The sequence below is a fragment of the Rhizobium sp. PAMB 3174 genome, assembly GCF_052908375.1.
Map to the genome: position 1 here is coordinate 3135236 of NZ_CM128608.1, position 23550 is coordinate 3158785.

At 64.3% G+C, this 23550-nt stretch carries 17 protein-coding genes; 5 read left to right on the top strand and 12 right to left on the bottom strand.

What is annotated here, in order from left to right; all coding sequences use genetic code 11:
- Positions 1-13: 13 nt before the first annotated feature.
- Positions 14-2845, bottom strand: a complete 2832-nt coding sequence (locus ACU5AY_RS15075) for a [protein-PII] uridylyltransferase (RefSeq protein WP_446829026.1) — start codon at positions 2843-2845, stop codon at positions 14-16.
- A gap of 112 nt (positions 2846-2957) precedes the next feature.
- Positions 2958-5609 carry a DNA mismatch repair protein MutS gene (mutS, locus tag ACU5AY_RS15080; RefSeq protein ID WP_446829027.1) on the bottom strand — a complete coding sequence of 884 codons (2652 nt, stop codon included), beginning with the start codon at positions 5607-5609 and terminating at the stop codon, positions 2958-2960.
- 212 nt (positions 5610-5821) lie between these two features.
- On the opposite strand from mutS, the gene ACU5AY_RS15085 reads away from it, so the two are divergent.
- Both ACU5AY_RS15085 and ACU5AY_RS15090 read left to right on the top strand, forming a co-directional pair.
- Complete coding sequence (locus ACU5AY_RS15085) at positions 5822-8107, top strand: NADP-dependent malic enzyme (protein ID WP_446826815.1); 2286 nt, start codon at positions 5822-5824, stop codon at positions 8105-8107.
- A gap of 186 nt (positions 8108-8293) precedes the next feature.
- The gene (locus tag ACU5AY_RS15090; protein ID WP_446829028.1) at positions 8294-9307 is read left to right on the top strand and encodes a glutathione S-transferase family protein; all 1014 of its coding nucleotides are present in this window, start codon (positions 8294-8296) and stop codon (positions 9305-9307) included.
- 9 nt (positions 9308-9316) lie between these two features.
- On the opposite strand, the gene ACU5AY_RS15095 is transcribed toward ACU5AY_RS15090, so the two are convergent.
- The 10 genes from ACU5AY_RS15095 to sppA form a co-directional block, all read right to left on the bottom strand.
- Complete coding sequence (locus tag ACU5AY_RS15095) at positions 9317-10195, bottom strand: GNAT family N-acetyltransferase (RefSeq protein WP_446826816.1); 879 nt, start codon at positions 10193-10195, stop codon at positions 9317-9319.
- A 90-nt stretch (positions 10196-10285) separates the two neighbouring features.
- Positions 10286-12496 (bottom strand): ATP-binding protein, encoded by a 2211-nt coding sequence (locus ACU5AY_RS15100; RefSeq protein WP_446826817.1) that lies wholly within the window; start codon positions 12494-12496, stop codon positions 10286-10288.
- 159 nt (positions 12497-12655) lie between these two features.
- Positions 12656-13147 (bottom strand): signal peptidase II, encoded by a 492-nt coding sequence (lspA, locus tag ACU5AY_RS15105; RefSeq protein ID WP_446826818.1) that lies wholly within the window; start codon positions 13145-13147, stop codon positions 12656-12658.
- Complete coding sequence (locus ACU5AY_RS15110) at positions 13144-13995, bottom strand: TrmH family RNA methyltransferase (protein WP_446829029.1); 852 nt, start codon at positions 13993-13995, stop codon at positions 13144-13146. The genes lspA and ACU5AY_RS15110 overlap by 4 nt, the downstream gene beginning before the upstream one ends.
- Before the next feature lie 2 nt (positions 13996-13997).
- Positions 13998-15116, bottom strand: coding sequence for a class I SAM-dependent methyltransferase (locus ACU5AY_RS15115; protein ID WP_446826819.1), 1119 nt, complete (start codon positions 15114-15116; stop codon positions 13998-14000).
- Between the two features lie 111 nt (positions 15117-15227).
- Complete coding sequence (locus ACU5AY_RS15120) at positions 15228-17156, bottom strand: O-linked N-acetylglucosamine transferase, SPINDLY family protein (protein ID WP_446826820.1); 1929 nt, start codon at positions 17154-17156, stop codon at positions 15228-15230.
- Between the two features lie 59 nt (positions 17157-17215).
- Positions 17216-19123, bottom strand: coding sequence for an O-linked N-acetylglucosamine transferase, SPINDLY family protein (locus ACU5AY_RS15125; protein ID WP_446826821.1), 1908 nt, complete (start codon positions 19121-19123; stop codon positions 17216-17218).
- Positions 19124-19218: 95 nt separating this feature from the next.
- Positions 19219-19560, bottom strand: coding sequence for a lipopolysaccharide assembly protein LapA domain-containing protein (locus ACU5AY_RS15130; RefSeq protein WP_446825518.1), 342 nt, complete (start codon positions 19558-19560; stop codon positions 19219-19221).
- Between the two features lie 118 nt (positions 19561-19678).
- Positions 19679-19999 carry an integration host factor subunit beta gene (locus ACU5AY_RS15135; protein WP_446825519.1) on the bottom strand — a complete coding sequence of 107 codons (321 nt, stop codon included), beginning with the start codon at positions 19997-19999 and terminating at the stop codon, positions 19679-19681.
- A 34-nt stretch (positions 20000-20033) separates the two neighbouring features.
- Positions 20034-20978: a signal peptide peptidase SppA gene (sppA, locus tag ACU5AY_RS15140; protein WP_446826822.1), complete on the bottom strand. Its 945-nt coding sequence runs from the start codon at positions 20976-20978 to the stop codon at positions 20034-20036.
- Positions 20979-21265: 287 nt separating this feature from the next.
- On the opposite strand from sppA, the gene lptC reads away from it, so the two are divergent.
- From lptC to lptB, 3 genes are read left to right on the top strand one after another with little or no spacing between them, the layout of a single operon-like run.
- A complete protein-coding gene (lptC, locus tag ACU5AY_RS15145) occupies positions 21266-21931 on the top strand; it encodes an LPS export ABC transporter periplasmic protein LptC (protein ID WP_446825521.1) in 666 nt (221 codons plus the stop codon).
- Positions 21932-21945: 14 nt separating this feature from the next.
- Entirely contained in the window at positions 21946-22509 is a 564-nt protein-coding gene (locus ACU5AY_RS15150) for an LptA/OstA family protein (RefSeq protein WP_446825522.1), read from the top strand.
- Positions 22510-22555: 46 nt separating this feature from the next.
- Complete coding sequence (gene lptB, locus ACU5AY_RS15155) at positions 22556-23329, top strand: LPS export ABC transporter ATP-binding protein (RefSeq protein WP_446825954.1); 774 nt, start codon at positions 22556-22558, stop codon at positions 23327-23329.
- Positions 23330-23550 lie beyond the last annotated feature (221 nt).

Consider the following 23550-nt stretch of genomic DNA (forward strand, 5'->3'; position numbering starts at 1 on the left):
CGTGCGGCCGGGCTCACGAGGCGCGCACCTTCGCCTTTTGGGCGGGCGTTGCGACCGGCGCCGGTGCGATGATGCCGTTCGGCATCTTGTCGCGCAGGTCGTCCTGCTGGCCGGCGAGAACCGCCTTCAGCCGGGCAACGATGTTCGACTGCCGATTGTCGCTGGTGATCTTGGCGCCGACGAGGTCGGTCACGTAGAAACTGTCGATGATCTTTTCCCCGAAGGTGGTGATGCGGGCCGAATGGATATCGAGCGACAGGTCAGACAGCACGGCGGCGATATCGGCCAGAAGACCGGTTCGGTCCAGGCACTCCACCTCGATGACGGTGAACTTGTTCGACAGACCGTTTGAAACAGTGACGTGCGGCGGAATTGTGAAGGCCTTGGGGCGCCTGCGGCTCTTCGCCTTGCTGGCGATCACTTCCGGCAGGCGCTTCTTTCCGGCCAGCACGCTTTCGATCAGCGCGCTGATCGCCGCGGCGCGGCGAAGCTCGTCCTCGTCATTGGTGAATTCGCGGTTGATGACGATGGTGTCGAGTGCGCGCCCGTCCGAGGTCGTGAAGATGTGCGCGTCGGCGATATTGGCGCCGGCCGCGGCGCAGGCGCCGGCGATGATCGTCAGCAGGCGCGGATGGTCGGGCGCCAGCACGGTGATTTCGGTGATCGCGTGGAAGGAATGGGTGCGCACCATGGTGGCGAGCACCTTGTTGGCCTTGCCGGCGTCGCGGATGAAATTCGCGTGGCGGATCTGGTCCTCCAGCGTCACCGACAGAAGATAGGGCTGGTAGTGGAGCTTGACGTAGGCCTTGCGCTCCTTCTCGCTCCAGCCTTCCAGCGCGCCCTGCAGCTTGTTGGCGGCGTGCGCGGCGCGTTCCTTGCGGGACACCTCGGAGAAGCCGCCGGCAATCAGCAGTTCGGTCTCGTAGTAGAGCGTGCGGATCAACTGGCCCTTCCAGCCGTTCCAGACCCCCGGCCCGACGGCGCGGATGTCGCAGACGGTCAGGATCATCAGAAGCTTGAGGCGTTCCAGCGACTGCACCTTCTCGGCAAAATCGACGATCGTCTTGCGGTCGCCGAGGTCGCGGGTCTGGGCGGTCATCGACATGACGAGATGCTCGTCGATCAGCCATGCCACGAGTTCGGTCTGCATCGGCGTCAGCCCGAGCCGCGGGCAAAGCTTGCGAGCCACCTTGGCGCCGGCGATCGAATGATCCTCCTTGCGGCCCTTGGCGATATCGTGCAGCAGCACGGCCGTGTAGAGAACCGTGCGGTCCTCAAGGCTGGCGATCACCTTGGTGGCGAGCGGATGGGCATCCTTCTCCAGCCCGCGCTCGATGCGCGAGAGCGCGTCGACGGTGCGCAGCAGGTGCTCGTCGACGGTGTAGTGATGATACATGTTGAACTGCATCATCGAGACGATCTTGCCGAAGTCGGGGATGAACTTGCCGAGCACGCCGGCCTCGTTCATGCGCCGCAGGATCAGCGCCGGATCCTTGCGCGAGGTCAGGATCGAGAGGAACAGGCGGTTGGCCTCCTCGTCCTCGCGCAGCTTGTTGTCGATCAGCTTCAGCGAGCGGGTGACGCCCTTCAGCGCGTCCGGGTGCAGTTCGAGGCCCTGGACGTCGGCCATGTGGAACAGGCGGATGATGTTGACCGGATCGCGCTTCAACACCTCGGGGTCGGCGAGCCCGATGCGGCCACGCTCCTGCACGAAATCGAGCGTGCCGGGGATCTTGCGGGCGCGCTTGGTAAAGCGCGTGAAGGCGCCCGTCAGGCCGGGAATGGACTTCGCCTGTTCGTCTTCGAGCGCCGCGCAGAAGATCCGCGTCAGGTCACCGACATCCTTGGCGACGAGGAAATAGTGCTTCATGAAGCGCTCAACGGCAGAAAGTCCGGGACGCGGCTGGTAGTCGAGATTTTCGGCAATCTCGCGCTGGACGTCGAAGGACAGCCGTTCCTCTTCCTTGCCGGTGAGGAAATGCAGGTGGCAGCGCACCGCCCAGAGGAAATCCTCCGACTTGTTGAACAGCTTCAATTCGGCGCGCGACAAGACGCCGAGCTTGACGAGGTCCTGCGTGTCGCGGACGTGGTAGTAGTATTTCGAGATCCAGTAGAGCGTGTGAAGGTCTCGGAGACCGCCCTTGCCTTCCTTGACGTTCGGCTCGACCAGATAGCGCGTGTCGCCGCTCTTGGAATGCCGGGCATCGCGCTCGGCGAGCTTGGCGGCGATGAATTCCGGCCCGGTATCGTGGGCGACTTCGTTTTCGAAGCGGCTTTCGAGTTCGCTGACCAGCACCGGCGCGCCGCAGAGATAGCGCACTTCGAGGACGGCGGTGCGGATCGTCATGTCGCTCTTCGACAGCGAGATGCACTCGTTGATCGTGCGCGTCGCGTGGCCGACGGTGAAGCCCATGTCCCAGAGGATGTAGAGGATGTATTCGACGACCTGCTTCATCCACGGCTTCTGGCTCGCAGGAAACAGGAAGAGAAGGTCGATGTCGGAGCCGGGCGCCAGCGTACCGCGGCCATAGCCGCCGACGGCGCAGACCGCCATCGCGTCCTTCTTCTCGTCATGCACGTGGGTCAGCACGAATTCGTAGAGGATCGAGATCAGGTTGTCCTGCAGCCAGGAAATCCGCCTGGCGCAGGCGAGTCCGCCGCCATCCTCGAACAGCAGTTCACGGGCCTTTTCACGGCCGGCCTGGCTGGCCTTGCGCAGCTCGGTGAGCAGCGCCATGCGCATCGCGCCGGCATCGGACTTGTGCGCGGTGGCGATCTTGTTGCAGGCCGCCTTCAGGGCGTCCACGTCAAGAATGTTCGAAAGTTCGCTGTCGTTCCTGGCCATGGTTTGCCGGTCTTCGTTCTTTGTTTCGCTTCTGACCAGCCCGTTGCCGGAATGTCTCGCCTGCATTGGCCCTCAAACTCCCTGTCGCGCATCCGCGTCGCGACTATAGGTATCAAGGATTTCCAAGTCGTTTCTTCAAGGCATAGAGCGCGTCGAGCGCGTCACGCGGTGTCATATCGTCCGGATTGATCGCCTTCAAGGCCTCCTCGACGGCGGACGTCTTCGCTTTTGACTGCTCGTCGCGCCGGACCGCCACCTGGAAAAGCGGCAGGTCGTCGATCAACTGATGGGCAGGGTTCTTGCGGTCGGCGTCCTCCAGCATGGTCAGCACCTCTCGGGCCCGCGAGACGACGGCCGCCGGCAGCCCGGCGAGGCGGGCGACCTGGATGCCGTAGGAACGGTCCGCGGCTCCGGGGCCGACCTCGTGCAGGAAGATCACGTCGCCGTCCCATTCCTTCACCCGCATCGTCGCATTCGACAGCCGCCCGAGCTTTTCCGACAGCACCGTCAGCTCGTGGAAATGCGTGGCGAACAGGCCGCGGCAGCGATTGACCTCATGCAGGTGCTCGACCGCCGCCCAGGCGATCGACAGGCCGTCGAAGGTCGCCGTGCCGCGGCCGATCTCGTCGAGGATGACCAGCGAGCGGTCGGTCGCCTGGTTGAGGATCGCCGCCGTCTCGACCATCTCGACCATGAAGGTGGAACGTCCGCGGGCGAGATCGTCGGAGGCGCCGACGCGCGAGAACAGTCGGTCGACGACGCCGATCGAGGCGGAACCGGCCGGCACGAAGGAACCCATCTGGGCCATGACGGCGATCAGCGCGTTCTGGCGCAGGAAGGTCGATTTACCGCCCATGTTAGGGCCGGTCAGAAGCCAGATCGCGCCGAAATCGCCGCCGCTTTCCGGCGACAGGTCGCAATTGTTGGCCACGAAGGGATGCTCGGACTGGCGGCGCAATGCCTGCTCGACGACCGGATGGCGGCCGGCGACGATGGCGAACTCCTTCGAGCCGTCGACATGCGGCCGGCAATAGCCCTGCTCTTCGGCCAGCACGGCAAGAGCGGCCGCGACGTCGAGAACGGAAAGCGCCCGTGCGCCGGCCTTGATCGCCTCGGCCTGCGCCACGACGGCGGCCTTCATCCTGTCGAAGGCTTCGAGTTCGATCTCCAGCGCCCGGCCGGCGGCGTTCGCAATGCGGCTTTCGAGATCGGAGAGCTCCGTCGTCGTGAACCGCATGGCGCTCGCCATCGTCTGGCGGTGGATGAAGCGGCCCTTCGCCTCGTCGGTGCCGGTCATCGTCCCGGAATTGCCGGCGGTGACCTCGATGAAATAGCCGAGCACGTTGTTGTGCTTGATCTTCAGCGATTTGATGCCGGTCTCTTCCGCATATTGCAGCTGCAGGCCGGCGATCACGCGGCGGCTCTCGTCGCGCAGCGCGCGGACCTCGTCGAGTTCGGCATTGGCGCCGGCGCTCAGGAAGCCGCCGTCGCGCTTCAGGAGCGGCAGTTCGTCGGAAAGGGTCGCACCCAGCATGCTCTCTAGCTCGGTCGGCAGTGCCTTCAGCCCATCGAGCGCCGCCGAAAGCTCCTCCGTCAGCGGGAGGTCGGCGGCAAGGCGCAGGGCAATCGTGCGGGCGGCTTCAATGCCCTGGCGCACGGCGCCGAGATCACGCGGCCCGCCGCGGTCGAGCGCCAGGCGGGAGAGCGCGCGCGGCATGTCCGGCACGTGCTTCAGCGCCATACGGATATCGTCGGTCAAAGCCTGCCGGCCGAGCAGGTAGGAGATCGAATCGAGCCGCCGGTTGATCGCGTCGGGATCGGTCAGCGGCGACATCAGCCGTTCTGCGATCATGCGCGCGCCGCCGCCGGTGACGGTGCGGTCGATGGCTTTCAGGAGCGAGCCGTTGCGGTCGCCCGACAGCGTCTTCGCAAGCTCGAGATTGGCGCGGGTGGCCGGATCGATGAACAGCGTCGAGGCGGCGGCCTCCCGCTCCGGGATGCCGAGCGCCGGCCGTTCGGAGATCTGCGTCTTCTCGACATAGGCGACGGCAGCGGCAGCGGCAGCCATTTCGGCGCGCGAGAAACCGCCGAAGCCATCCAGCGTCTTGACGCCGAAATAGCGGGCGATGCGGCCTTCCGCCGTCGCGCTGTCGAACAGCACCGGCGGCTGCGGCACCGCGACCTTGCCGAGCACGTCGAACACCGAGCGAAGCTCCGGATCATGGAACAGCGTGTCGGGCAGGATCAGCTCGCGCGGATCGATGCGCAGGATATCGGCAAGCAGCCGCGCGGCATCGGTCTCGGCCAGCCGGAACACGCCCGTCGAAATGTCGATCCAGGCCAGCGCCATCTCGCCGCCCGCGCCGCGAATGCGGGTAAGCGCCATCAGGTAGTTCGATTCCGATGGCGACAGCAGCTTTTCTTCCGTCAGCGTGCCGGGCGTGACGAGGCGCACGACATCGCGGCGCACGACGGATTTCGACCCGCGCTTCTTGGCCTCTGCCGGATCTTCGACCTGCTCGCAGACGGCAACGCGGAACCCCTTGGAGATCAGCTTCTGCAGATAGTCGTCGGCAGCATGCACCGGCACGCCGCACATGGGAATGTCGACGCCCATATGCTGGCCGCGCTTGGTGAGCGTAATGCCGAGCGCGCGCGACGCCTCCTCCGCGTCCTGGAAGAACAGCTCGTAGAAATCGCCCATGCGGTAGAACAGCAGCGAGTCCGGATTGTTGGCCTTGATCTCGATATACTGTTCCATCATCGGCGTCGCCGATGCGCGGCTCTCGTCCGACACAAGAACCTCGGCCGACAATTTCTCAACTTCAGATATGCGGATGCCCGTCACGTTGTTCGCTTTAAAACAGAATTTGCGTTCTTGCGGGAAAAGTGGAGTGACATTAGCTTTGCCGGAAACGGGAAGACAATAACAAACCGCCCTAACCCGGTGGCTGCCCACAACAAGCTGGAGGAAACATGCCCGCAACCGACAAGGCCAATCGACCGATGTCCTCGATCACCGAGCAGGAGGCGCTCGATTTCCATTCGCAGGGCCGCCCCGGCAAGCTGGAAATCACGCCGACGAAGGCGATGGCGACACAGCGCGACCTGTCGCTCGCCTACTCGCCGGGCGTCGCCGTACCGGTGAAGGCGATCGCGGAAAATCCGGCAACCGCCTACGACTACACGACGCGCGGCAACATGGTGGCGGTCATCACCAACGGCACGGCCATTCTCGGCCTCGGCAATCTCGGCGCGCTCGCCGCCAAGCCGGTGATGGAAGGCAAGTCGGTTCTCTTCAAGCGCTTCGCCGACGTCGATTCCATCGACCTCGAGGTCGATACCGAGAACCCGGAGGAATTCATCAACTGCGTGCGCTTCCTCGGCCCCTCCTTCGGCGGCATCAACCTGGAGGACATCAAGGCGCCGGAGTGCTTCATCATCGAGCAGCGCCTGCGGGAAGTCATGGACATCCCCGTCTTCCACGACGACCAGCACGGCACCGCGATCATCGCTGCGGCCGGCCTCATCAATGCGATCGAACTGACCGGCCGAGACTTCAAGACCACCAGGCTGGTCTGCAACGGCGCGGGTGCCGCGGCGATCGCCTGCGTCGAGCTCATCAAGTCGATGGGCTTCAACCCGGCCAATGTCATCCTCTGCGACACCAAGGGCGTGATCTACCAGGGCCGCGAAGAGGGCATGAACCAGTGGAAGTCGGCGCATGCGGTCAAGACCGACCGGCGCACGCTGGCGGAAGCCATGGAAGGCGCCGACGTGGTGTTAGGCCTGTCGCAGAAGGGCGCGTTCACCGCCGACATGATCCGCTCGATGGCCCCGAAGCCGATCATTTTCGCCATGGCCAATCCGGATCCGGAAATCACGCCGGAAGAGGTCGCCCGCATCCGCGACGACGCGATCATGGCGACCGGCCGCTCGGACTATCCCAACCAGGTCAACAACGTCCTCGGCTTCCCCTACATCTTCCGCGGCGCGCTCGATGTCAGGGCCTCGACGATCAACGACCACATGAAGATCGCCGCCGCCCAGGCGATCGCCGAGCTTGCCCGTGAGGACGTGCCGGACGATGTCGCCGCCGCCTATCAGGGCAGCCGTCCGCGCTTCGGCTCGCAATACATCATCCCCGTCCCCTTCGACCCGCGCCTGATCTCGACCATCCCCGTGGCTGTCGCCAAGGCAGCGATGGAATCCGGCGTCGCCGGCCGTGAGATCACCGATCTCGAAGCCTATGCCCAGGAACTGTCGGCGCGGCGCAATCCGATCGCCTCGACGCTGCAGTCGCTCTACGAGCGGGTCAAGCGCCGGCCGAAGCGCGTCGTCTTCGCCGAGGGCGAGGAAGAGCAGGTCATGCGCGCCGCCGTCTCCTACGCCAACCAGGAACTCGGCACCGCCATCCTGCTCGGCCGCGATGAGCAGATGCGCGAGACGGCCGAAAAGGCCGGCATCGAGCTCAACCGCGCAGGGATCGAGATCGTCAACGCCCGCCTCTCGGATCGGGTCGAGGCCTATACCGAATATCTCTACCAGCGCCTGCAGCGCCAGGGCTTCCTGCACCGCGACTGCCAGCGGCTGATCAACAACGACCGCAACCACTTCGCCTCGTGCATGGTGGCGCTCGGCGATGCCGACGCGATGGTTACCGGCACGACGCGCAACTACTACACGGCCTTCGAGGATGTCCGCCGCTGCATCGACCCTAAGCCCGGCCACCGGGTGATCGGCGTCAGCGTCGCCGTCTGCCGCGGCCGCACGGTCTTCGTCGCCGATACGGCCGTCCACGACATGCCGACCTCGGAGGAGCTTGCCGACATCGCCATCGAGGCCGCCAACATGGCGCGCCGCATGGGCTACACCCCGCGCGTCGCCTTCCTCGCCTATTCGACCTTCGGCCATCCGACCGGCGAGCGTGCCGAACGGGTGCGCGAGGCGGTCAAGCTTCTCGACAAGCGTCGCGTCGATTTCGAATATGACGGGGAAATGGCCGCCGACGTCGCGCTCAATCCGCGCATCCAGGAGCAGTATCCATTCTGCCGCCTGTCCGGCACCGCCAACGTCCTGATCATGCCGGCGTTCCACTCGGCGTCGATCTCGACCAAGATGCTGCAGGAACTCGGCGGCTCGACCGTCATCGGCCCGATCCTCACCGGCCTCGACAAGTCGGTGCAGATCACCTCCATGGGCGCCAAGGACTCCGACATCGTCAACATGGCGGCGATCGCGGCCTATACGTCCGGGACCTGAGACATTCGTCCCTGATCCGGAATGCGAAGGGGAGGCCCAGCGCCTCCCCTTTTTCGTTGCGCCGCCGTCAGCCTCGGCCCAGCCGACGCAGACGGTAAACGCTCTGTCGAACATTCAGCGGGCTGCCAGAGCGCGCGTGAGGGTCTATCTTCCGACCAGCAAACGAGACCGAAGGATGTGATGACCATGCCGCAGCTGATCGATGGCAAATGGGTGAACGACGACGTTGCCGCCAATGAAATGAAGAATGGCAGCTTCCACCGCGAGCCGACGAAGTTCCGCAACTGGATCACCGCCGACGGCGCTTCCGGTCCGGATGGGCAGCTCGGCCTTATCGCCGAGCCCGGCCGCTACCAGCTGTTCGTCTCCTATCTCTGCCCCTGGGCGTCGCGCACGCTGATGATGCGCAGCCTGAAGGGCCTGAAGGACATTATCCGCCTTTCCGTCGCCGAGCCGCGCATCGGCGACAATGGCTGGGAATTCACCGAACCGCAGGACGCAGGCCCGACATTGCAACCGATCCGTTTCCTGCATCAGCTCTACACGGCCAGCGACCAACACTATTCGGGCAAGGTTTCGGTTCCGGTCCTCTGGGACCGCAAGAACGGCGTGATCGTCAACAACGAATCCGCGGACATCATCCGCATTCTCAACACCGCCTTCGACGGGATGACCGGCGACCGCCAGGATTTCTATCCGGAACCGCTCCGCCCCGAGATCGACCGCTGGAACGCGCTGATCTACGACACGCTGAACAACGGCGTCTACCGGGCGGGCTTTGCGAAGACGCAGGCCGCCTACGAGGCCGCTGTCAGGGATGTGTTCGGGACGCTCGACACGCTGGAGGCCCATCTCGGCAAGAATCGCTACGTCGCCGGAGAATGGCTGACGGAAGCCGATATCCGGCTGTTCGTAACCCTGATCCGCTTCGACGCCGCCTATCACGGCGCCTTCAAGTGCAACATCCGCCGGCTGGCCGATTATCCTGCCCTTTCGGGATATGTGCGGGAAATCTATCAGTGGCCCGGCGTCGCCGAAACCGTGCGGGTCGATCACATCAAGGCCGGCTACTACGGCATCCGCCACATCAATCCGACCGGCATCGTGCCGCTCGGACCGCAGCAGTCCTTCGACGGACCGCATGGACGGGACGCACTGGTCGGGAACGGCATCTGGCGGCACGCGCCAAAGGCCGCGTAACGGTTCGTCTTAGCTGGCGAAGCGGCCGGCGTCGGCGCCGTAATAGTTGATGTAGCGATCGGAGATCGAGGAAATCGGCAGAACGATCAGCACGTCGGTGGTGTTGAACGCCTGGTCGACGACGGCGCCGGAACCGGTCATGGCACCGAGCCGCAGATAGCCCTTGATCAGCGGCGGCAGCGCCATCATCGCCCGGCGGGCATTGACGGCTTCCGCCGGCATCAGGTCCATGTCGCGCTTCAAATGCGGCAGGGCCTCGACATGCCATTCGCCGGTGGCGCTGACATTGTGATGCAGGAAGGAGAGCGCCAGTGCATGCGCCTCCGGATGGACGCCCGGGAACGAGGCGCAGCCGAACATCGCGTCGACGCCGTAACGCAGCGCATAGGCCCAGTTGCCCTGCCACAGAAGCTCGACGGTGCGCTTGGTGCGGTAGGCCGGCAGCACGCAGGAGCGGCCGAGCTCCATGAAACGCTTGCCCGGATGGTGGGCGATCAGCCCGTCGACATCGAATTCGGAGGCCGAATAGAAGCCGCCATGGGCTTCTGCTACTTCCTGGCGCATCAGCCGGTAAGTGCCGACGATCTGGTCTTCGGTATCGCCTTCGAGCGAGCGGTCGAGCACCAGCAGATGGTCGCAGATCAGGTCGAAGGCATCGAAGTCGCGCTTGCGGCGTTCTGCCTCGGGGTCGAGCTTCGCCCGCATTTCCTCCACGAAGACCCGGTAGCGCACGGCCTGGGCAGCGTCGATTTCGGACGCCGTGCGGGCGAGCCGCGTTTCCAGGCTGCCGATGCGTCCGAGCAGCTTCGCATCAGAGCCGGGACGGACGATGGATGCCCGTTCCGCGATGAGATCGAGACCAGGCCGGTCGGCAACATTGGTTGTCATTGCGAATCGCCTTGTGTTCGCCTGAAAAGTTCGAGCGCGCTTAAATCATGGATGTACTACAGCAGCATGACAACCCTGTGAAGCGGCGGGTCAGGCTTTGCGCGCGGCCGGCTTTGCCTTGGACAGCGCTGCGATCTCGGCCAGCAGCCCCGCCGGATCGAGCGGCTTCGTCAGCACGCGGTTGGCGCCGGCAATCAGCGCCTGGCGGTGGATGTCGTCGCGCTTGTCGCCGGTGAGCACGATGATCGGCATCGGATCGGAGCCGAGGCCCAGTTCGCGCTCGCGGATCTTAGGCAGGATCTCCAGACCATGTCCGCCGGGCATGTGAAGGTCGGTGACGATCATGTCCGGGCGGTCGGCATCATCACCGCAAAGCGCGGTCATCATGGCCTCGAAATCGCCGCAGACATCGACCGTATGGCCGGACTTCTCGAGCACGGCGCGCACCAGCATGACGTTGACCGGATCGTCCTCGCCGAGCAGCACCTTCAGGCCACTGCCCGCCGGTGCCGACATCTTCGGCAGGTTGAACTCGTATTTGCGGGCGTTGTCGTTGATCGCTTCGCGCCGCTCGACGCCGCGCATGCGGCCCAGGAGCACGTCGATCAGCGACTGTTCGCGCAGCGGCCGGATGAGCCAGGCGTCGAACGCGCCGAAGCCGGCGGCATTGCGCTCCTCCGGATTGACGAGCAGGATCCTGCGCGGCGACTGGCCGTTCTCGTGCAGATGTTGCGGCATCCGCGCATTGAAGGCGTCGGCAAGCCGGTTGTCGACGATGACGTCGGTGAAGGCGCGACCGCCGCTGATGATCTCCATCGCGGCATCGATGCCGGCGGCACTGGAGCAGGAGCCGCCCAGCGTCGTGATCGTCGCGGCAAGCGCGGTCTCGGCAGGGCCCTTCGGCGCGATGATCAGCACGCTCGTTTCGGCCAGCGCCTTGCGGCGGGCGACCACCACGTCCTCGCGCTCCTCGGACCGGATCGGGAACAGGATGCGGAAGGTCGATCCCTTGCCCTTGATGCTGGCGACCTTCAGATCGCCGCCGAAGGCCTTCATGATGCGCAGCGATATCGCCAGGCCGAGGCCGGATCCGGCGCTCTTTTCCTCGCTGTTGCCGGCCTGTTCGAATTCGCCGAACACGCGGCGCTCCTCGTCCTCGGTCATGCCCGGCCCGGTGTCGATCACCGAAATGACGGCCATGTCGCCCTCGCGGCTCGCGCGGATCTGCACACCACCCTTGACGGTGAACTTCACCGCATTGCCGATGACATTGTAGAGCACCTGCTGCAGGCGGGCCTCGTCGCATTCGAGAATGGCGGGAACGTCGGCCGCAATCGAGGTGGCAATCTCGATGCCCTTGTCATGGGCGCGGTGCGACAGCATTTCGGAGACGCCTTCGACCAGCTTGCGCAGCGCCACCGGCTTCTGCCTCAGCTCGAAGCGGCCGGCCTCCATGGCGGAGAAGTCGAGCAGGTCCTCCACCAGCTTGACCAGCGTGTCGCCGGACTGGCGGATGCCTTCGAGATAGTTGCGCTGGGCCGGCGTCAGCGGCGCTTCCTCCAGAAGCTGGCTCATGCCGATGATGCCCGACAGCGGCGTGCGGATTTCATGGCTGACGGTCGCCAGCAGGCGCGACTTGGCGGCATTCGACTGTTCCGCCTTCAGCCGCGCCTCTTCCTGCGCCCGCATCAGCCGGCGTTCGTCGGTAACGTCGCGGCCGACGCTGCTGATGATCAGCTGCCCGCTTGACGGGTCACGCACGGTAATGTCGTGCCAGATGAAGAGACGCTTGCCGGCGGGACCGGTGATTTCGACCTCGAAGCGGTTGGGCACCGTCGAGGGGTTGAAGATCAGGCCGAGCTCGCGGCAGGTCTTTCCCTCGGGCTCATCGCAATCGGTCAGGCGGCGGAAGGTCTGGTTGGCGTCGATGATGCGCCGGTCGGAATCGCGGCTGAGCGCGATGTCGCCAAGGTCGTCATGGATCGCGGCCAAGCGGACGCTGCGTTCGGCGTCCGCCCAGGAGCGATCGTGATCGGCCTCCTCGACCAGCCGCGACAGCTCGTCGGTTGCCGTATCCTCCTTGGCCGTGCCGTAGTCGACGGGCGCCAGCGCCAGCTGGACGATGATGAAGACGATGCCAGCGGTCATGATGCCGAGCACCATCCAGCCGGCCGGGCCGCCGGCCGCGCTGAACAGCAGCGCCACCGCTGCCAGTCCGCCGCCACCGAGCCAGATACGAAGAAGCAGGCGGGCCATGCTGCCACCATTCTGTTTCGACGCGGGCTTCGGATCAGTCATCATGGCAGGCCTTACCTCCACGCCAGCCGACGCCTCCGTTGCTTCGGATTTCGAAGAGACGGACAGGATATCCTTATCGGTTCTCAGGCTGCGCGCAAATTCACTCATGCAACCTGAGTAGCATACACTTCTTCCGAATCGTTTTGTCGAAACACTAAATTTTTAGGGTTTTTGCGCTTTGGAACCGAGGAATTCATCGATGACGACGAGCACCGCGCCGATGGTGATGAAGCTGTCGGCGAGGTTGAAAACGGCAAACGACCACGTCGATGTGTGAAACAGAACATAGTCGATCACGTGGCCGTAGAGGAAGCGGTCGAAGAGATTGCCGAGCGCCCCGGCGATGATCATGGCGAAGCCGACATGGGCGAAATGCCGGTCGGGCTCGGTCCGTCGCCAGAGCCAGATGACGAAGGCGACGATGGCAAGCCGCATGCCGACGATGAACCAGCCTTCCATGCCCGACAGCATCGAAAAGGCGACGCCGAGATTGTAGGTGCGGTAGAGCGCCAGCATGGGCATGACCGGCACGGCCTGTTGGAACGGCAGGTAATGGTCGACGGCGATCTTGACCGCCTGGTCTGCGGCGACCGCCAGCACGATGAAGAGAACGATCGCGACGGGATTGCGCAGGAAGCCGGATGTCTGCGTCATGCGCCGCCGTCCAGCGTCAGGAGGTGGCGACGGGCTTCGAACAGCATGACGGCGGTGGCGACGGCGAGATTAAGGCTGTCGGCCCTGCCCTGCTGCGGAATGCGGGCGAGCGCGTCGGCCTCTCTTGCCAGCTCGTCCGGCAGGCCGGACTGCTCGTTGCCCATCAACAGGACGACCGGCTTCTTGCGATAGTCGATGGTCCGGTAGTCGACCGCCCCGGCGAGATGCGTGGCGACCACGCTGACGCCCGCCGTCTTCTTCCAGGCGATGAATTCGTCCACTGTTGCGCGGATCAGCGGCATGGCGAAGACCGAGCCCATGGTGGCGCGAACCGTCTCCATCGAGAACGGGTCGGTCGTCTCGCCGACCAAGATGACGCCCGAGGCGCCAGAAGCATCGGCCGTGCGGATGATGGTGCCGAGATTGCCGGGATCGCGCACCCGATCGAGCGCCACCCAGGTCTCTCCGGCCTGCGGCTTCACCCTGGCCAGCGGCAGCCAGCGCTGCTCGAAGACGCCGGCGACCATCTGCGGATTGTCGCGCCGGGTGATGGAGGACATGACCTTTTCCGAGACTTCCAGCACCAGCCCGCCGGTCGCGACCGTCTTTGCCGCCACCTGCTCGACCGCCGGCTTGCCCTTGGCCGCCTTCGCATAGACCAGCGTGCGGATGGTCCAGCCGAGTTCGATCGCGTCGATGATCAGCTTCAGGCCTTCGGCGAGGAAGGTCTTCGTCGCGTCGCGCTCCTTCTTCTGGGCGAGCGCCTTGATGTCCTTGACGATCGGATTGGAAAGGCTGGTGACTTCCTTGACCTGGCCGACGCGGCGGCGGTCGTGATCGTGGTTCATGGTCATTTCGGCACCCAGCGGCTGAAGAGTGAGGTCGAAAGGGCACGGCCCTGCGATTTGCCGTCGAGGCCCGCCTCGCGGATGACGAGCTCGCCCGATTCCACCACGCCGCCCCTGCCGCGCATGGTTTCGCGCATCAGTTCATGCATGGAATAGAAGCTCGCCCGGATGGAGTAGGCCGTCAGCACCAGGCCGATCGCCTTCGGCGCCAGGATTTCGCGGCAGCCGGCCAGCATGTGTGGCAAATGGTCGAACAGGTGCCAGACCTCGCCCGCCGGGCCGCGGCCGAATTTCGGCGGATCGGTCAGGATGATGTCATAGCGGTTGCCGCGCCGTCCCTCGCGCTCGACAAACTTCATGGCGTCCTCGCAGATCCAGCGGATCGGTAACCTGTCCATGCGCGAGAGCGCCTGGTTTTCGCGTGCCCAGCCGATCGCCTTCTTCGAGGCGTCGACATGGGTGACTTCGGCGCCGGCGGAGGCGGCGACCAGCGAGGCGACGCCCGTATAGCCGAACAGGTTCAGGACCTTGACCGGCCGCTTGGCGGCCTCGATCGCATCCTTCATCCACGACCAGTGGGCGATCTGCTCGGGGAACACGCCGACATGGCGGAAGGACGTGAAGCGGCCAAGGAAATCGACGTCCAGCACCTTCAGCGGCCAGGTTTCGCCGAGCGCCTCGCGCGGAAAACGCCAGCGACCCATGCCGTCCTCATCGGTATCGCCGGTGAAAATGGCATCGGCGTTCTCCCAGACATGCGCAGGCAATGCCGGCGGCCACAGCGCCTGCGCCTCCGGGCGCACGATGCGGTAGGGGCCGTATTGTTCCAGCTTCAGCCCGTAGCCGCTGTCGATCAGGTGGAAGTCGCCGGACGCGGCGCTTTCTAGGATGACCGGCAGGCGTTCGGCCGGGCGCTCGCCCGAAAGAAGCGGCAGGCGCTCGACGGTCACCGTCTCCTTCTGCTCGGAACGCGGGCTTTCGGCAACATTTGCCCTGGCCGCCTGCGGCCGGTCCGCAGCGCGCTCGCGCTTCGGCTTCGGCGGCTTTCCGCCCGGGTTCTTCGTGCCGGCGCCCTTGGCAAAGGGCTTGCCACCGTCGGTCCTGCGCTGCCTGTTCTTCACGTCACCTGTCTCTCCGGACCATCCGGCCCGTGGCTGTTGCTTTCGTTCGTCAATATAGGGAAGCCGTACATAAGGGAAGGCGCAAGAGGTTTCCAGCGCCGGGACCATCCGTCAGACGAGAAAGGTGCCGCCCCGTGCCGGCAGAGCGGGCACGTCGATGTGGTCGGGGCCGAGGCCGGCGCGGGCCCGTTCGATCATCATCTCGTAGGCGCGCTCCAGATGCCGGGCAAAGCGCTCGGTATCGAAGAGCGGCGCGCTCACCCGGCTTACCGCAAGCCGCGCACGGACAGCGGCCAGGCGTTCCCGGTCACCGGCCAGCGCCACGGCGAGATCGGCGAACCCGGCAGCGTCGTCGGCCACCAGGTCCGGAAGCCCGACGGCTGTCAGCAGGCTTTCGGAGACCCGCGAGGCGAAACTGCCTCCCTTGAAGGTCACCAGCGGCGTGCCGGCCCAGAGGATGTCGGAAGTCGTCGTATGGCCGTTGCAGGGATAGGCATCGAGCGCGAGGTCCACGGCGGCGATGCGCGACAGGTAGCTGTCATACGCTTCGCCGGAAAAGAAGATCAGCCGCTCGGCGGCCACGCCACGACTGGCGAACACCTTCGCCAGATTTTCCCGCGGCAGGCCTTTCCGGCACAGCAGGCAGAAGACGGAATCCGGGACGCGGCGCAAAATATCCGCCCAGAGGTCCAGCGTGGTCATGGTGATCTTGGCCGGCGAGTTGAACGAGCCGAACACCAGCCTGTCGTTCGGCAGTCCGAGATCGTCGCGCGTGAGGGCCAGCGGCTTCGGGCGGTTGCGGCTGCCATTCGCCTGGTATGTCTCAGGCAGGCGGCACAGGCGCTCGGTGTAAAAGGGCTTGCTCGTGTCCGGCGTGACGATCGGATCGGTGATGGCATAATCGACGTCCATGCCGGTCAGCGATCCCGGATAGCCGAGATAGGTCACCTTCACCGGGGCGTCGGAGCGGTTCAAGATGCCGAGCCGGGCGCCGGTGGTAAAGCCCTTCAGGTCGACGAGAATGTTGATCCCGTGCGCCGCGATGCACTGGGCCGCCTCGGCATCCGTCATGGCGCGCACTGGCACCACCGCATCGCGCATCCATACCGGCCAGCGCCTCTGGTAGTCCGCGTCTGCCGCGTCGGTGTAGCAGAACAGCGTGATCTCGAAGCGCTCGCGGTCATGCGCCTGCATGACCTCCTCGAACAGGATCATCGTCGCATGCCAATGGAAGTCGTTGGAGAGATAACCGATCCTGATCTTTTCGCCGGCCTTCGAAGGCGTCCGCCTTCGCGCAGGAATATCCTGCGGCTCGATGCGGTGCAGGCCCAGCGTATCGTAGGACGGCAGCCCGTGGACGCGTTCGTCGTCGGTGCGCATCAGCCGCGACCAGGCCAGTTCGTTGCGGCAGAGCGCTTCCGCCGCCGCATCGTTGCGGCTCTGGAGCGCACTGAATTCCGCCGTCGCGTCCAGGTCCGCGACATTGATCGCCCGCGCATAGCGCAGGCTGTTCAAGGGCAGGCTCTGCGGCCGCGTGCGGCAGGCTTCGGCAAGGAACAGATAGAAGCGGTCGGCATCCCCGATCGCCGTCTCGAAATCGGCGAGAAGGGCAAAATGCTGCGGATTGGCGAGGTCGAGATCGGCGATGAAGCTCTCGGCCTCGGCGAGCGCGCCGGCGAGCTTGCAGGCCATGGCAAGCCGGTAAAGGAAGGCCGGATCGCCGCGATGAAGACGCGCGGCGTCCGCGGCGATTGCGGCAGTCCGGGCATGCTGCCCCTCGTCCGCAAACAGGTTGACGGCAAACTGCAGGAAGAGCGCCCGCTTGTCGGCGATCGCCGCCGCAGCGCTGACAAATGCCTCCGCGGCCGCGACCTTCCGCCCGAGCTTCAGATTGCTGTTGGCGAGAATAACCAGAAGGTTCTGCCGCGTCTTGACGTCGGCACGCGCGAGCGCTCCCTCGGCCGCCTCTACCGCGTCCGCAAAGCGGCCGGCCTGATAGGCGGCGAGCGCAGTCGCCATGCCGGATGGAGCCTGTTTCATCGCGTATTTCGATCCGAGCTTTGCATCATGCCCCCTGGACTAGTTAAAGGTCGCGACCGTCACCGCGCAAGTTTCGGCACATCGATGTGGTCCGGCGGCAACCCCGCACGGGCGCGCTCCATCATCATCTCATAGCCGCGCTCCAGATGCCGGGTGAAGCGATCGGTATCGAAGAGCGGGGCCGTCGGACGGTTGGCCGCAATCCGCTCGCGGATCGTCGTCAGGCGCGCCGTATCACCCGCCAGCGCCACAGCCAGATCACAAAAGCCCGCCGCGTCTTTCGCTATCAGCTCCGGCAGACCGATCGCCTCAAGCAGGCTTTCCGAGACCCGCGAAGCGAAGCTCCTGCCCTTGAACGTCACCAGCGGCGTTCCGGCCCAGAGGATATCGGACGTCGTCGTGTGGCCATTATAGGGATGCGTGTCGAGCGCCAGGTCAACAGCGGCGATGCGGCCGAGATAGGCTTCGTACGCAACGTTCGCGAAGAAGATCAGCCGATCTTGGCCAATACCCTCGCGCCCGAAGGCATCGGCAATGTAACCCCGCGCCAACGGATCGTTGCAGAGCATATAGAGCAGCGAATCCGGCACGCGCCGCAGGATGTCCGCCCAGAGCCGCAGCGTCGCATGGGTGATCTTGTGGACCGCGTTGAACGACCCGAAAGCGAACCGGTCCGCCGGCAATCCCAGTTCGGCGCGTGTGACGGAAGCAGGTCGTGGCCGGTTGCGGCTGCAGTTCGACTGGTAGGTGTCCGGCAGGCGGCACAGCTTCTCCCGATAGACGGACCGGCTTTCGTCCGGCGTCACGACAGGGTCGGTGATCGCATAGTCGACGTCCATTCCTGTCAGCGGTCCGGGATAGCCGAGATAGGTCGCCTTCACGGGCGCGTCGGAGCGGTTGAGAATGCCGAGCCGGGCGCCAAGCGTGAAACCCTTGAGATCGACGAGAATGTCGGTGCCCTCGCGATCGATCAAAGCCGCCGCCTCCGCGTCGCCCAGGTCCCGGACGGAAACCACCTCGTCGCGCAGCACCGCCGGCCAGCGTTCCTGATAGCGGGCGGCCTCCTTGCCCGTATGGCAGAACAGCCGGATATCGAAGCGTTCGCGGTCGTGGCCGAGCAGCACCTCCTCGAACAGGCGCATGGTCGCGTGACCGAAAAAGTCGTTGGAGAGGTAGCCGACGCGGATCTTTTCGCCGACGGCGGACGGCTGCCGGCGATTGCGCGGAATGTCGTCCGGATCGGTCCGGTGCATGACCAGCGTGTCGTAAGACGGCCGCGCATGCGCGCGCTCGTCGTCGGTCCGCGTCAGGCGGATCAGCGCCAGCTCGTATTCCCGAAACGCGCGGGCGCGCGGTCCGTCGCCCGTCGCGACCGCATCGAATTCATCGAGGGCCGCAAAGTCGCATATCGCCCTCGCCCGTGCATAGCGCACGCTGTTGAGCGGAATGTTGTCCGGCCGCGGCCGGCAGGCGCCGTTCAGGAACCGGTAGAAGCCGGCCGGATCGCCGAGCGCCTGCTCGAACTCGCCGAGCAGCATGAACTGCTGCGGCTTTTCGAGATCCAGGTCGGCGATGAAGGGCGCGGCGTCGGCCAGCCGTCCCGCGTGCTTCAGCGCCGAGGCGAGCTTGGCGAGCAGCGGCTTGTCGTCACGGTTCGCCGCCCCGACCTCGGCGGCAATCGCCGCCATCGCCTCGAACCGTCCCTCGTCGAAGAACAGATTGGCGGCGAACTTCAGGAATTCGGCGCGCTTGTCGGGAAGAATCTCGGCCGCCCGTACGAAGGCATCGGCGGCGGCCTGCCGGCGGCCGAGCTTCAGGCTGGCATTGGCGAGGATGACGAGGAGCATCGGCCGGGCGTTCGCACCGGCGGATTGAAGAGCCGCACCCGCCGCATCGGCCGCGCCGGCAAAATCGCCCGCGCGGTAGTCAGCCAGCGCCTTAGCCGCCATCGGCGGATTGTCCGTCATATCACCGCATGCCTCTTGCCACGGCGGCAAGGTCTAGCGGCCGACACTTGCGTGAACCTGCTCGATACGTCATAAGGAATGAAGGGTGGAGCCGGTCAGTTGCCCGGCAGGGACAGGGACTGGCCCGCGAGCGATTCCGCCCGCGCCTTGTGCTGGCCGGCTTCGGCCTGCCATTTGACGGCCTCGCGTGCCTCGCGGCGGGCGCGCTTGCGGTGCTTGCCCTGGCTGACCCAGGTCGCGGCCGATCCGACGATCATGCCGAGGATCAGGGCGCAGAAGAGGAAGACGAACAGCGGTGCGCTGACGGACAGGACCTGGTCGGACGGGCGGAAGGGGTTGAGCGCCAGCGTCACGCTGTCACGATTGGCAACGGAGAGCAGGATCAAGACGATGCCGAGCGGCACCAGGACGATGATGTTGATCAGCTTTCGCGTCATTCGGCATTCTCCTCGCCAGTGTCGGCACAGACTGGCATGCATTTCCGGCAAAATATGGGGCGAAGCGACCGTTCCGCAAGACCATCATGCGGATTTTGCCGTCTCGCGCCCTGCCGGATCAATCCTCGTCTTCGTCGTCCTCGTCGTCATCCAGCATGCCGTCGGCATTCAGGCGTTCACGCAGTTCCTTGCCGGTCTTGAAGAAGGGAACCCACTTTTCCTCGACGAAAACGCTTTCGCCGGTGCGCGGGTTGCGACCGGAGCGGGACGGACGATTCTTGACGGAAAACGCACCGAAGCCACGCAGTTCGACCCGGTTGCCGGCCGCCAGCGCATCAGTAATTTCGTCCAGCACGGCGTTGACGATATTTTCCACGTCGCGGTGATAAAGGTGCGGATTGCGCGCGGCAACGATCTGCACCAACTCGGATTTGATCACGACTTCCCCCGTTTCAAAATTCTTATTTGGCCACTCAAGGCCGCCAGTACGACGTCAACCCGTCAACCAGCAAGTGTTCTCCGGCACCAGCCGGCAATTTGTCACGTCCGGCTAAGTCACCATAACCAAGCAAATTAATCAATGTGGAAAGTGCTCTGGGCAGCGTGAAGCCGGAAATGCCCTCACTCGCCTGCCAGTCGACCATCGGCAGGTCCGAAGACACGCCTCTGGTCTCAAGATAAGCGCGGATTTCCTCGTCGCCGCCGAGTTCGTCGACCAGCTTCAGCTTCAGCGCCTGGCGGCCGGAAAAGATGCGTCCGTCGGCAAGGGTCACGGCCTCGTCATGCGAGAAGCCGCGCCGTTCGGCGACGAGGTCTACGAACCAGTCATAGCTGTCGAGCACCAGGTCGCGCACCACGGTTTTCGCATCCTCGCTCGGCGGATGGAAGGGCGATGGCTCGGCCTTCAGCGGTGCCGACTTGATCTCCTCAAGCGAAACGCCGATCTTGTCCAGGAGGTCCTTGACCTGCGGATATTGGAAGATCACGCCGATCGAACCGGTGATCGATGTCTCGCCTGCAAAGATGCGGTCGCCGGCAACCGCAATCATATAGGCGGCCGACGCCGCGGTGGTGCGGATGTCGGAGACGACCGGCTTGACCGCCGCGATGCGGCGGATCGCCTTGTAGACCTTTTCTCCGCCATAGGTGGTGCCGCCATTCGACGAGATGGAAACGACCAGTGCCTTGACCGCGTCGCTCTCCTCGATCCGGGTAAGCCGCGCCAAGAGCTCCTCGTCGTCGGTGATCAGGCCGGTGACGCTGATGCGGACAACCTGCGGGGCCGAGCCGACCCGCTCGCCATTGGCCATAAAATAGGCCGAAAAGCCACCGACAAGAATGAGCGCGGCCGCGAAGAGCCTCCAGAAGCCCAGCTTGCGGCGAAGTGCTCGGCGGTCGGCGATTGCGGATTGGTCCATCGGAGAATAAAAGCCCTGTGCCGGAAAATGTCGGTTCGTGCCGCACCACTAGCGCCACGCGGTTGCATATGGCAAGAAAGAAACCATATTGGCAATCGGCTGTCATGATGGCATGTGTGCCGAAAAGGTCGCATGTTCACCGGGAATCAGTGAATTGCGTGGTATTAACGGGCTTTGACCGAGCTTGACATTGCGCGCAATGCAATTGATTTGCATTATATTGTGTTATTACTTTAACTTCGGAACATATGTTCCGACTATTCGATTGTTGGGAAAGTCTGGGGTTCATGCTTGATAGCGTGCAGAAGCCGGCATACGGCGCCGGCCTGGCGAAGTCGCAGAGCGCGTATTCGCGCGGGCTTCGCCATTCTCGGCGTGTGCGCTGGCTGAAAGTCCTCCTGCCGCTGGCCGCCATTCTCGTCTCGGGCTCATTCGTCGGCGTCGCCGTCGTGCGCAGCTACCTGCCGGACAACATCAAGATCGCCGCCGCCACCATCGAGAACGGCATGGTGGTGATGGAAAAGCCGGCGATTTCCGGGCGCAACCGGATGGGCATCCTCTATTCCATGACCGCGGCAAGAGCCTTGCAGCCGATCAAGGATTCGAACACCATCAAGCTTGAAGACATCAACGCATCGATGCCGATGAATGCCGATACGATGGCCCACGTGGTCGCCAAGTCCGCCACCTACGACCGCAAGGCCGACGACCTGACCGTCGAGGAACCGTTCACGATCACCCTGTCGAACGGTGTTACGGCGCGCTTCCAGTCGGGCTTCCTCGACGTCAACGGCGGACATCTGGTCTCCGACCGGCCCGTCTCGATTACGGCAAATGGCGCATCGATTGATGCCGATTCTCTTGATATGTCGGATAACGGCCGCGTGATAAAGTTCACCGGTCATGTCCGCATGAATGTAAGCCCGGACGCTCTGCGAAAGACGAAAAAGTGAAAGATGGAAATCCGATGAATGTAGGCCGAGTGAAAAAATTTGGTTGCCTGGTGACATCTTTCGCGCTCGCCGCGAGCCTGTCGACGGGAGCGCTGGCACAATCGACGCAGATGGAGGGCATGAAGCTTTCCAATGATCAGCCGATCCAGATCGAGAGCGACCAGCTCGAGGTCCATGACCAGTCGAGTTCGGCCGTGTTCACCGGCAACGTCAATGTCGTGCAGGGCACGACGACGCTGAAGGCCGGCAAGATGACCGTCTACTACGTCAAGCAGGGACAGACCTCCGGCGGTGCCGCATCGGTGGCCTCGGGCAATGCCGACATCGACAAGATCGATGTCTCCGACAATGTCTTCCTGAGCTCCGAGACCCAGCAGGCGACCGCCGATACCGGTCATTTCGACATGCAGGCGCAGACCTTCGTGTTGCAAGGCAAGCAGGTCGTGCTGTCGCAGGGGCAAAACGTGTTCGTCGGCTGCAAGCTGACCGTTCAGATGCAGACCGGAGAAGCCAAGCTGGATGCCTGTGGCGGGCGGGTAAAGATCCAGCTAGACCCGAAATCCCGGCAGAAGCCGTAACAGGACTGACCTTTCCGTGACGAAACCCTTCAACCCGACCAAAGAGATTGCCGAACCGAAGAAGCAGGCCGCAGCGCCGTCAGACAGGTCCCGATATGAAGGAACCCTGATTGCCCGCGGCCTGACGAAGGCCTACCGCAACCGACGCGTCGTCAACGGCGTGTCGCTGGTGGTGCGCCGCGGCGAGGCCGTCGGTCTGCTCGGCCCGAACGGCGCCGGCAAGACGACCTGCTTTTACATGATCACCGGCCTCGTGCCGGTCGACGAGGGGCGCATCGAGCTTGACGGCAATGACGTGACCTCGATGCCGATGTACCGGCGCGCGCGTCTCGGTGTCGGCTATCTGCCGCAGGAAGCCTCTATCTTTCGCGGCCTGACCGTCGAGCAGAACATCAACGCCATTCTCGAAATGCATGTGAAGAACAAGCGTGAGCGGACCGAGAAGCTGAATTCGCTGCTCGCAGAGTTCCACATCGACAATCTGCGCAAGTCTCCGGCCGTGGCGCTTTCCGGCGGCGAACGGCGCCGTCTTGAAATCGCCCGCGCGCTGGCCACCGATCCGGCCTTCATGCTGCTCGACGAGCCCTTTGCCGGCGTCGATCCGATCTCGGTCGCCGATATCCAGAACCTCGTCCGTCACCTGACGGCGCGCGGCATCGGCGTGCTGATTACCGACCACAATGTCCGCGAGACCCTTGGCCTGATCGACCGCGCCTACATCATCCACGCCGGCGAGGTGCTGACTCACGGCCGCGCCGATGAAGTTGTGGGCAATGCGGAAGTGCGCCGCCTGTATCTCGGCGACAAGTTCAGCCTCTAGGCCCTGCCGCGTTCAATTGCTCCCGATTGAACGCCGACGCCCATTCGGAAACCAGGATGTGACGCGCGGCTCGCGCGATTCCCGTGTGCGCGTCACGCTCCGGCGCCTTGATCCGCGGCTCATCGGCATCGCCAAGGCCCCAAAACAGGGATGCGACCGGGCGAAATTAATCTTAAGACGTCATGACGCTTGACCTCGGGCTACAAAAAAGCAATTTTTGG

What these genes read in the sequence shown, in the direction of transcription:
- ACU5AY_RS15075 (WP_446829026.1), bottom strand. Translation starts at nt 2,845, where the DNA reads ATGGCCAGGAACGACAGCGAACTTTCGAACATTCTTGACGTGGACGCC.
- mutS (WP_446829027.1), bottom strand. Translation starts at nt 5,609, where the DNA reads ATGATGGAACAGTATATCGAGATCAAGGCCAACAATCCGGACTCGCTG.
- ACU5AY_RS15085 (WP_446826815.1), top strand. Translation starts at nt 5,822, where the DNA reads ATGCCCGCAACCGACAAGGCCAATCGACCGATGTCCTCGATCACCGAG.
- ACU5AY_RS15090 (WP_446829028.1), top strand. Translation starts at nt 8,294, where the DNA reads ATGCCGCAGCTGATCGATGGCAAATGGGTGAACGACGACGTTGCCGCC.
- ACU5AY_RS15095 (WP_446826816.1), bottom strand. Translation starts at nt 10,195, where the DNA reads ATGACAACCAATGTTGCCGACCGGCCTGGTCTCGATCTCATCGCGGAA.
- ACU5AY_RS15100 (WP_446826817.1), bottom strand. Translation starts at nt 12,496, where the DNA reads ATGATGACTGATCCGAAGCCCGCGTCGAAACAGAATGGTGGCAGCATG.
- lspA (WP_446826818.1), bottom strand. Translation starts at nt 13,147, where the DNA reads ATGACGCAGACATCCGGCTTCCTGCGCAATCCCGTCGCGATCGTTCTC.
- ACU5AY_RS15110 (WP_446829029.1), bottom strand. Translation starts at nt 13,995, where the DNA reads ATGAACCACGATCACGACCGCCGCCGCGTCGGCCAGGTCAAGGAAGTC.
- ACU5AY_RS15120 (WP_446826820.1), bottom strand. Translation starts at nt 17,156, where the DNA reads ATGAAACAGGCTCCATCCGGCATGGCGACTGCGCTCGCCGCCTATCAG.
- ACU5AY_RS15125 (WP_446826821.1), bottom strand. Translation starts at nt 19,123, where the DNA reads ATGACGGACAATCCGCCGATGGCGGCTAAGGCGCTGGCTGACTACCGC.
- ACU5AY_RS15130 (WP_446825518.1), bottom strand. Translation starts at nt 19,560, where the DNA reads ATGACGCGAAAGCTGATCAACATCATCGTCCTGGTGCCGCTCGGCATC.
- sppA (WP_446826822.1), bottom strand. Translation starts at nt 20,978, where the DNA reads ATGGACCAATCCGCAATCGCCGACCGCCGAGCACTTCGCCGCAAGCTG.
- lptC (WP_446825521.1), top strand. Translation starts at nt 21,266, where the DNA reads ATGCTTGATAGCGTGCAGAAGCCGGCATACGGCGCCGGCCTGGCGAAG.
- ACU5AY_RS15150 (WP_446825522.1), top strand. Translation starts at nt 21,946, where the DNA reads ATGAATGTAGGCCGAGTGAAAAAATTTGGTTGCCTGGTGACATCTTTC.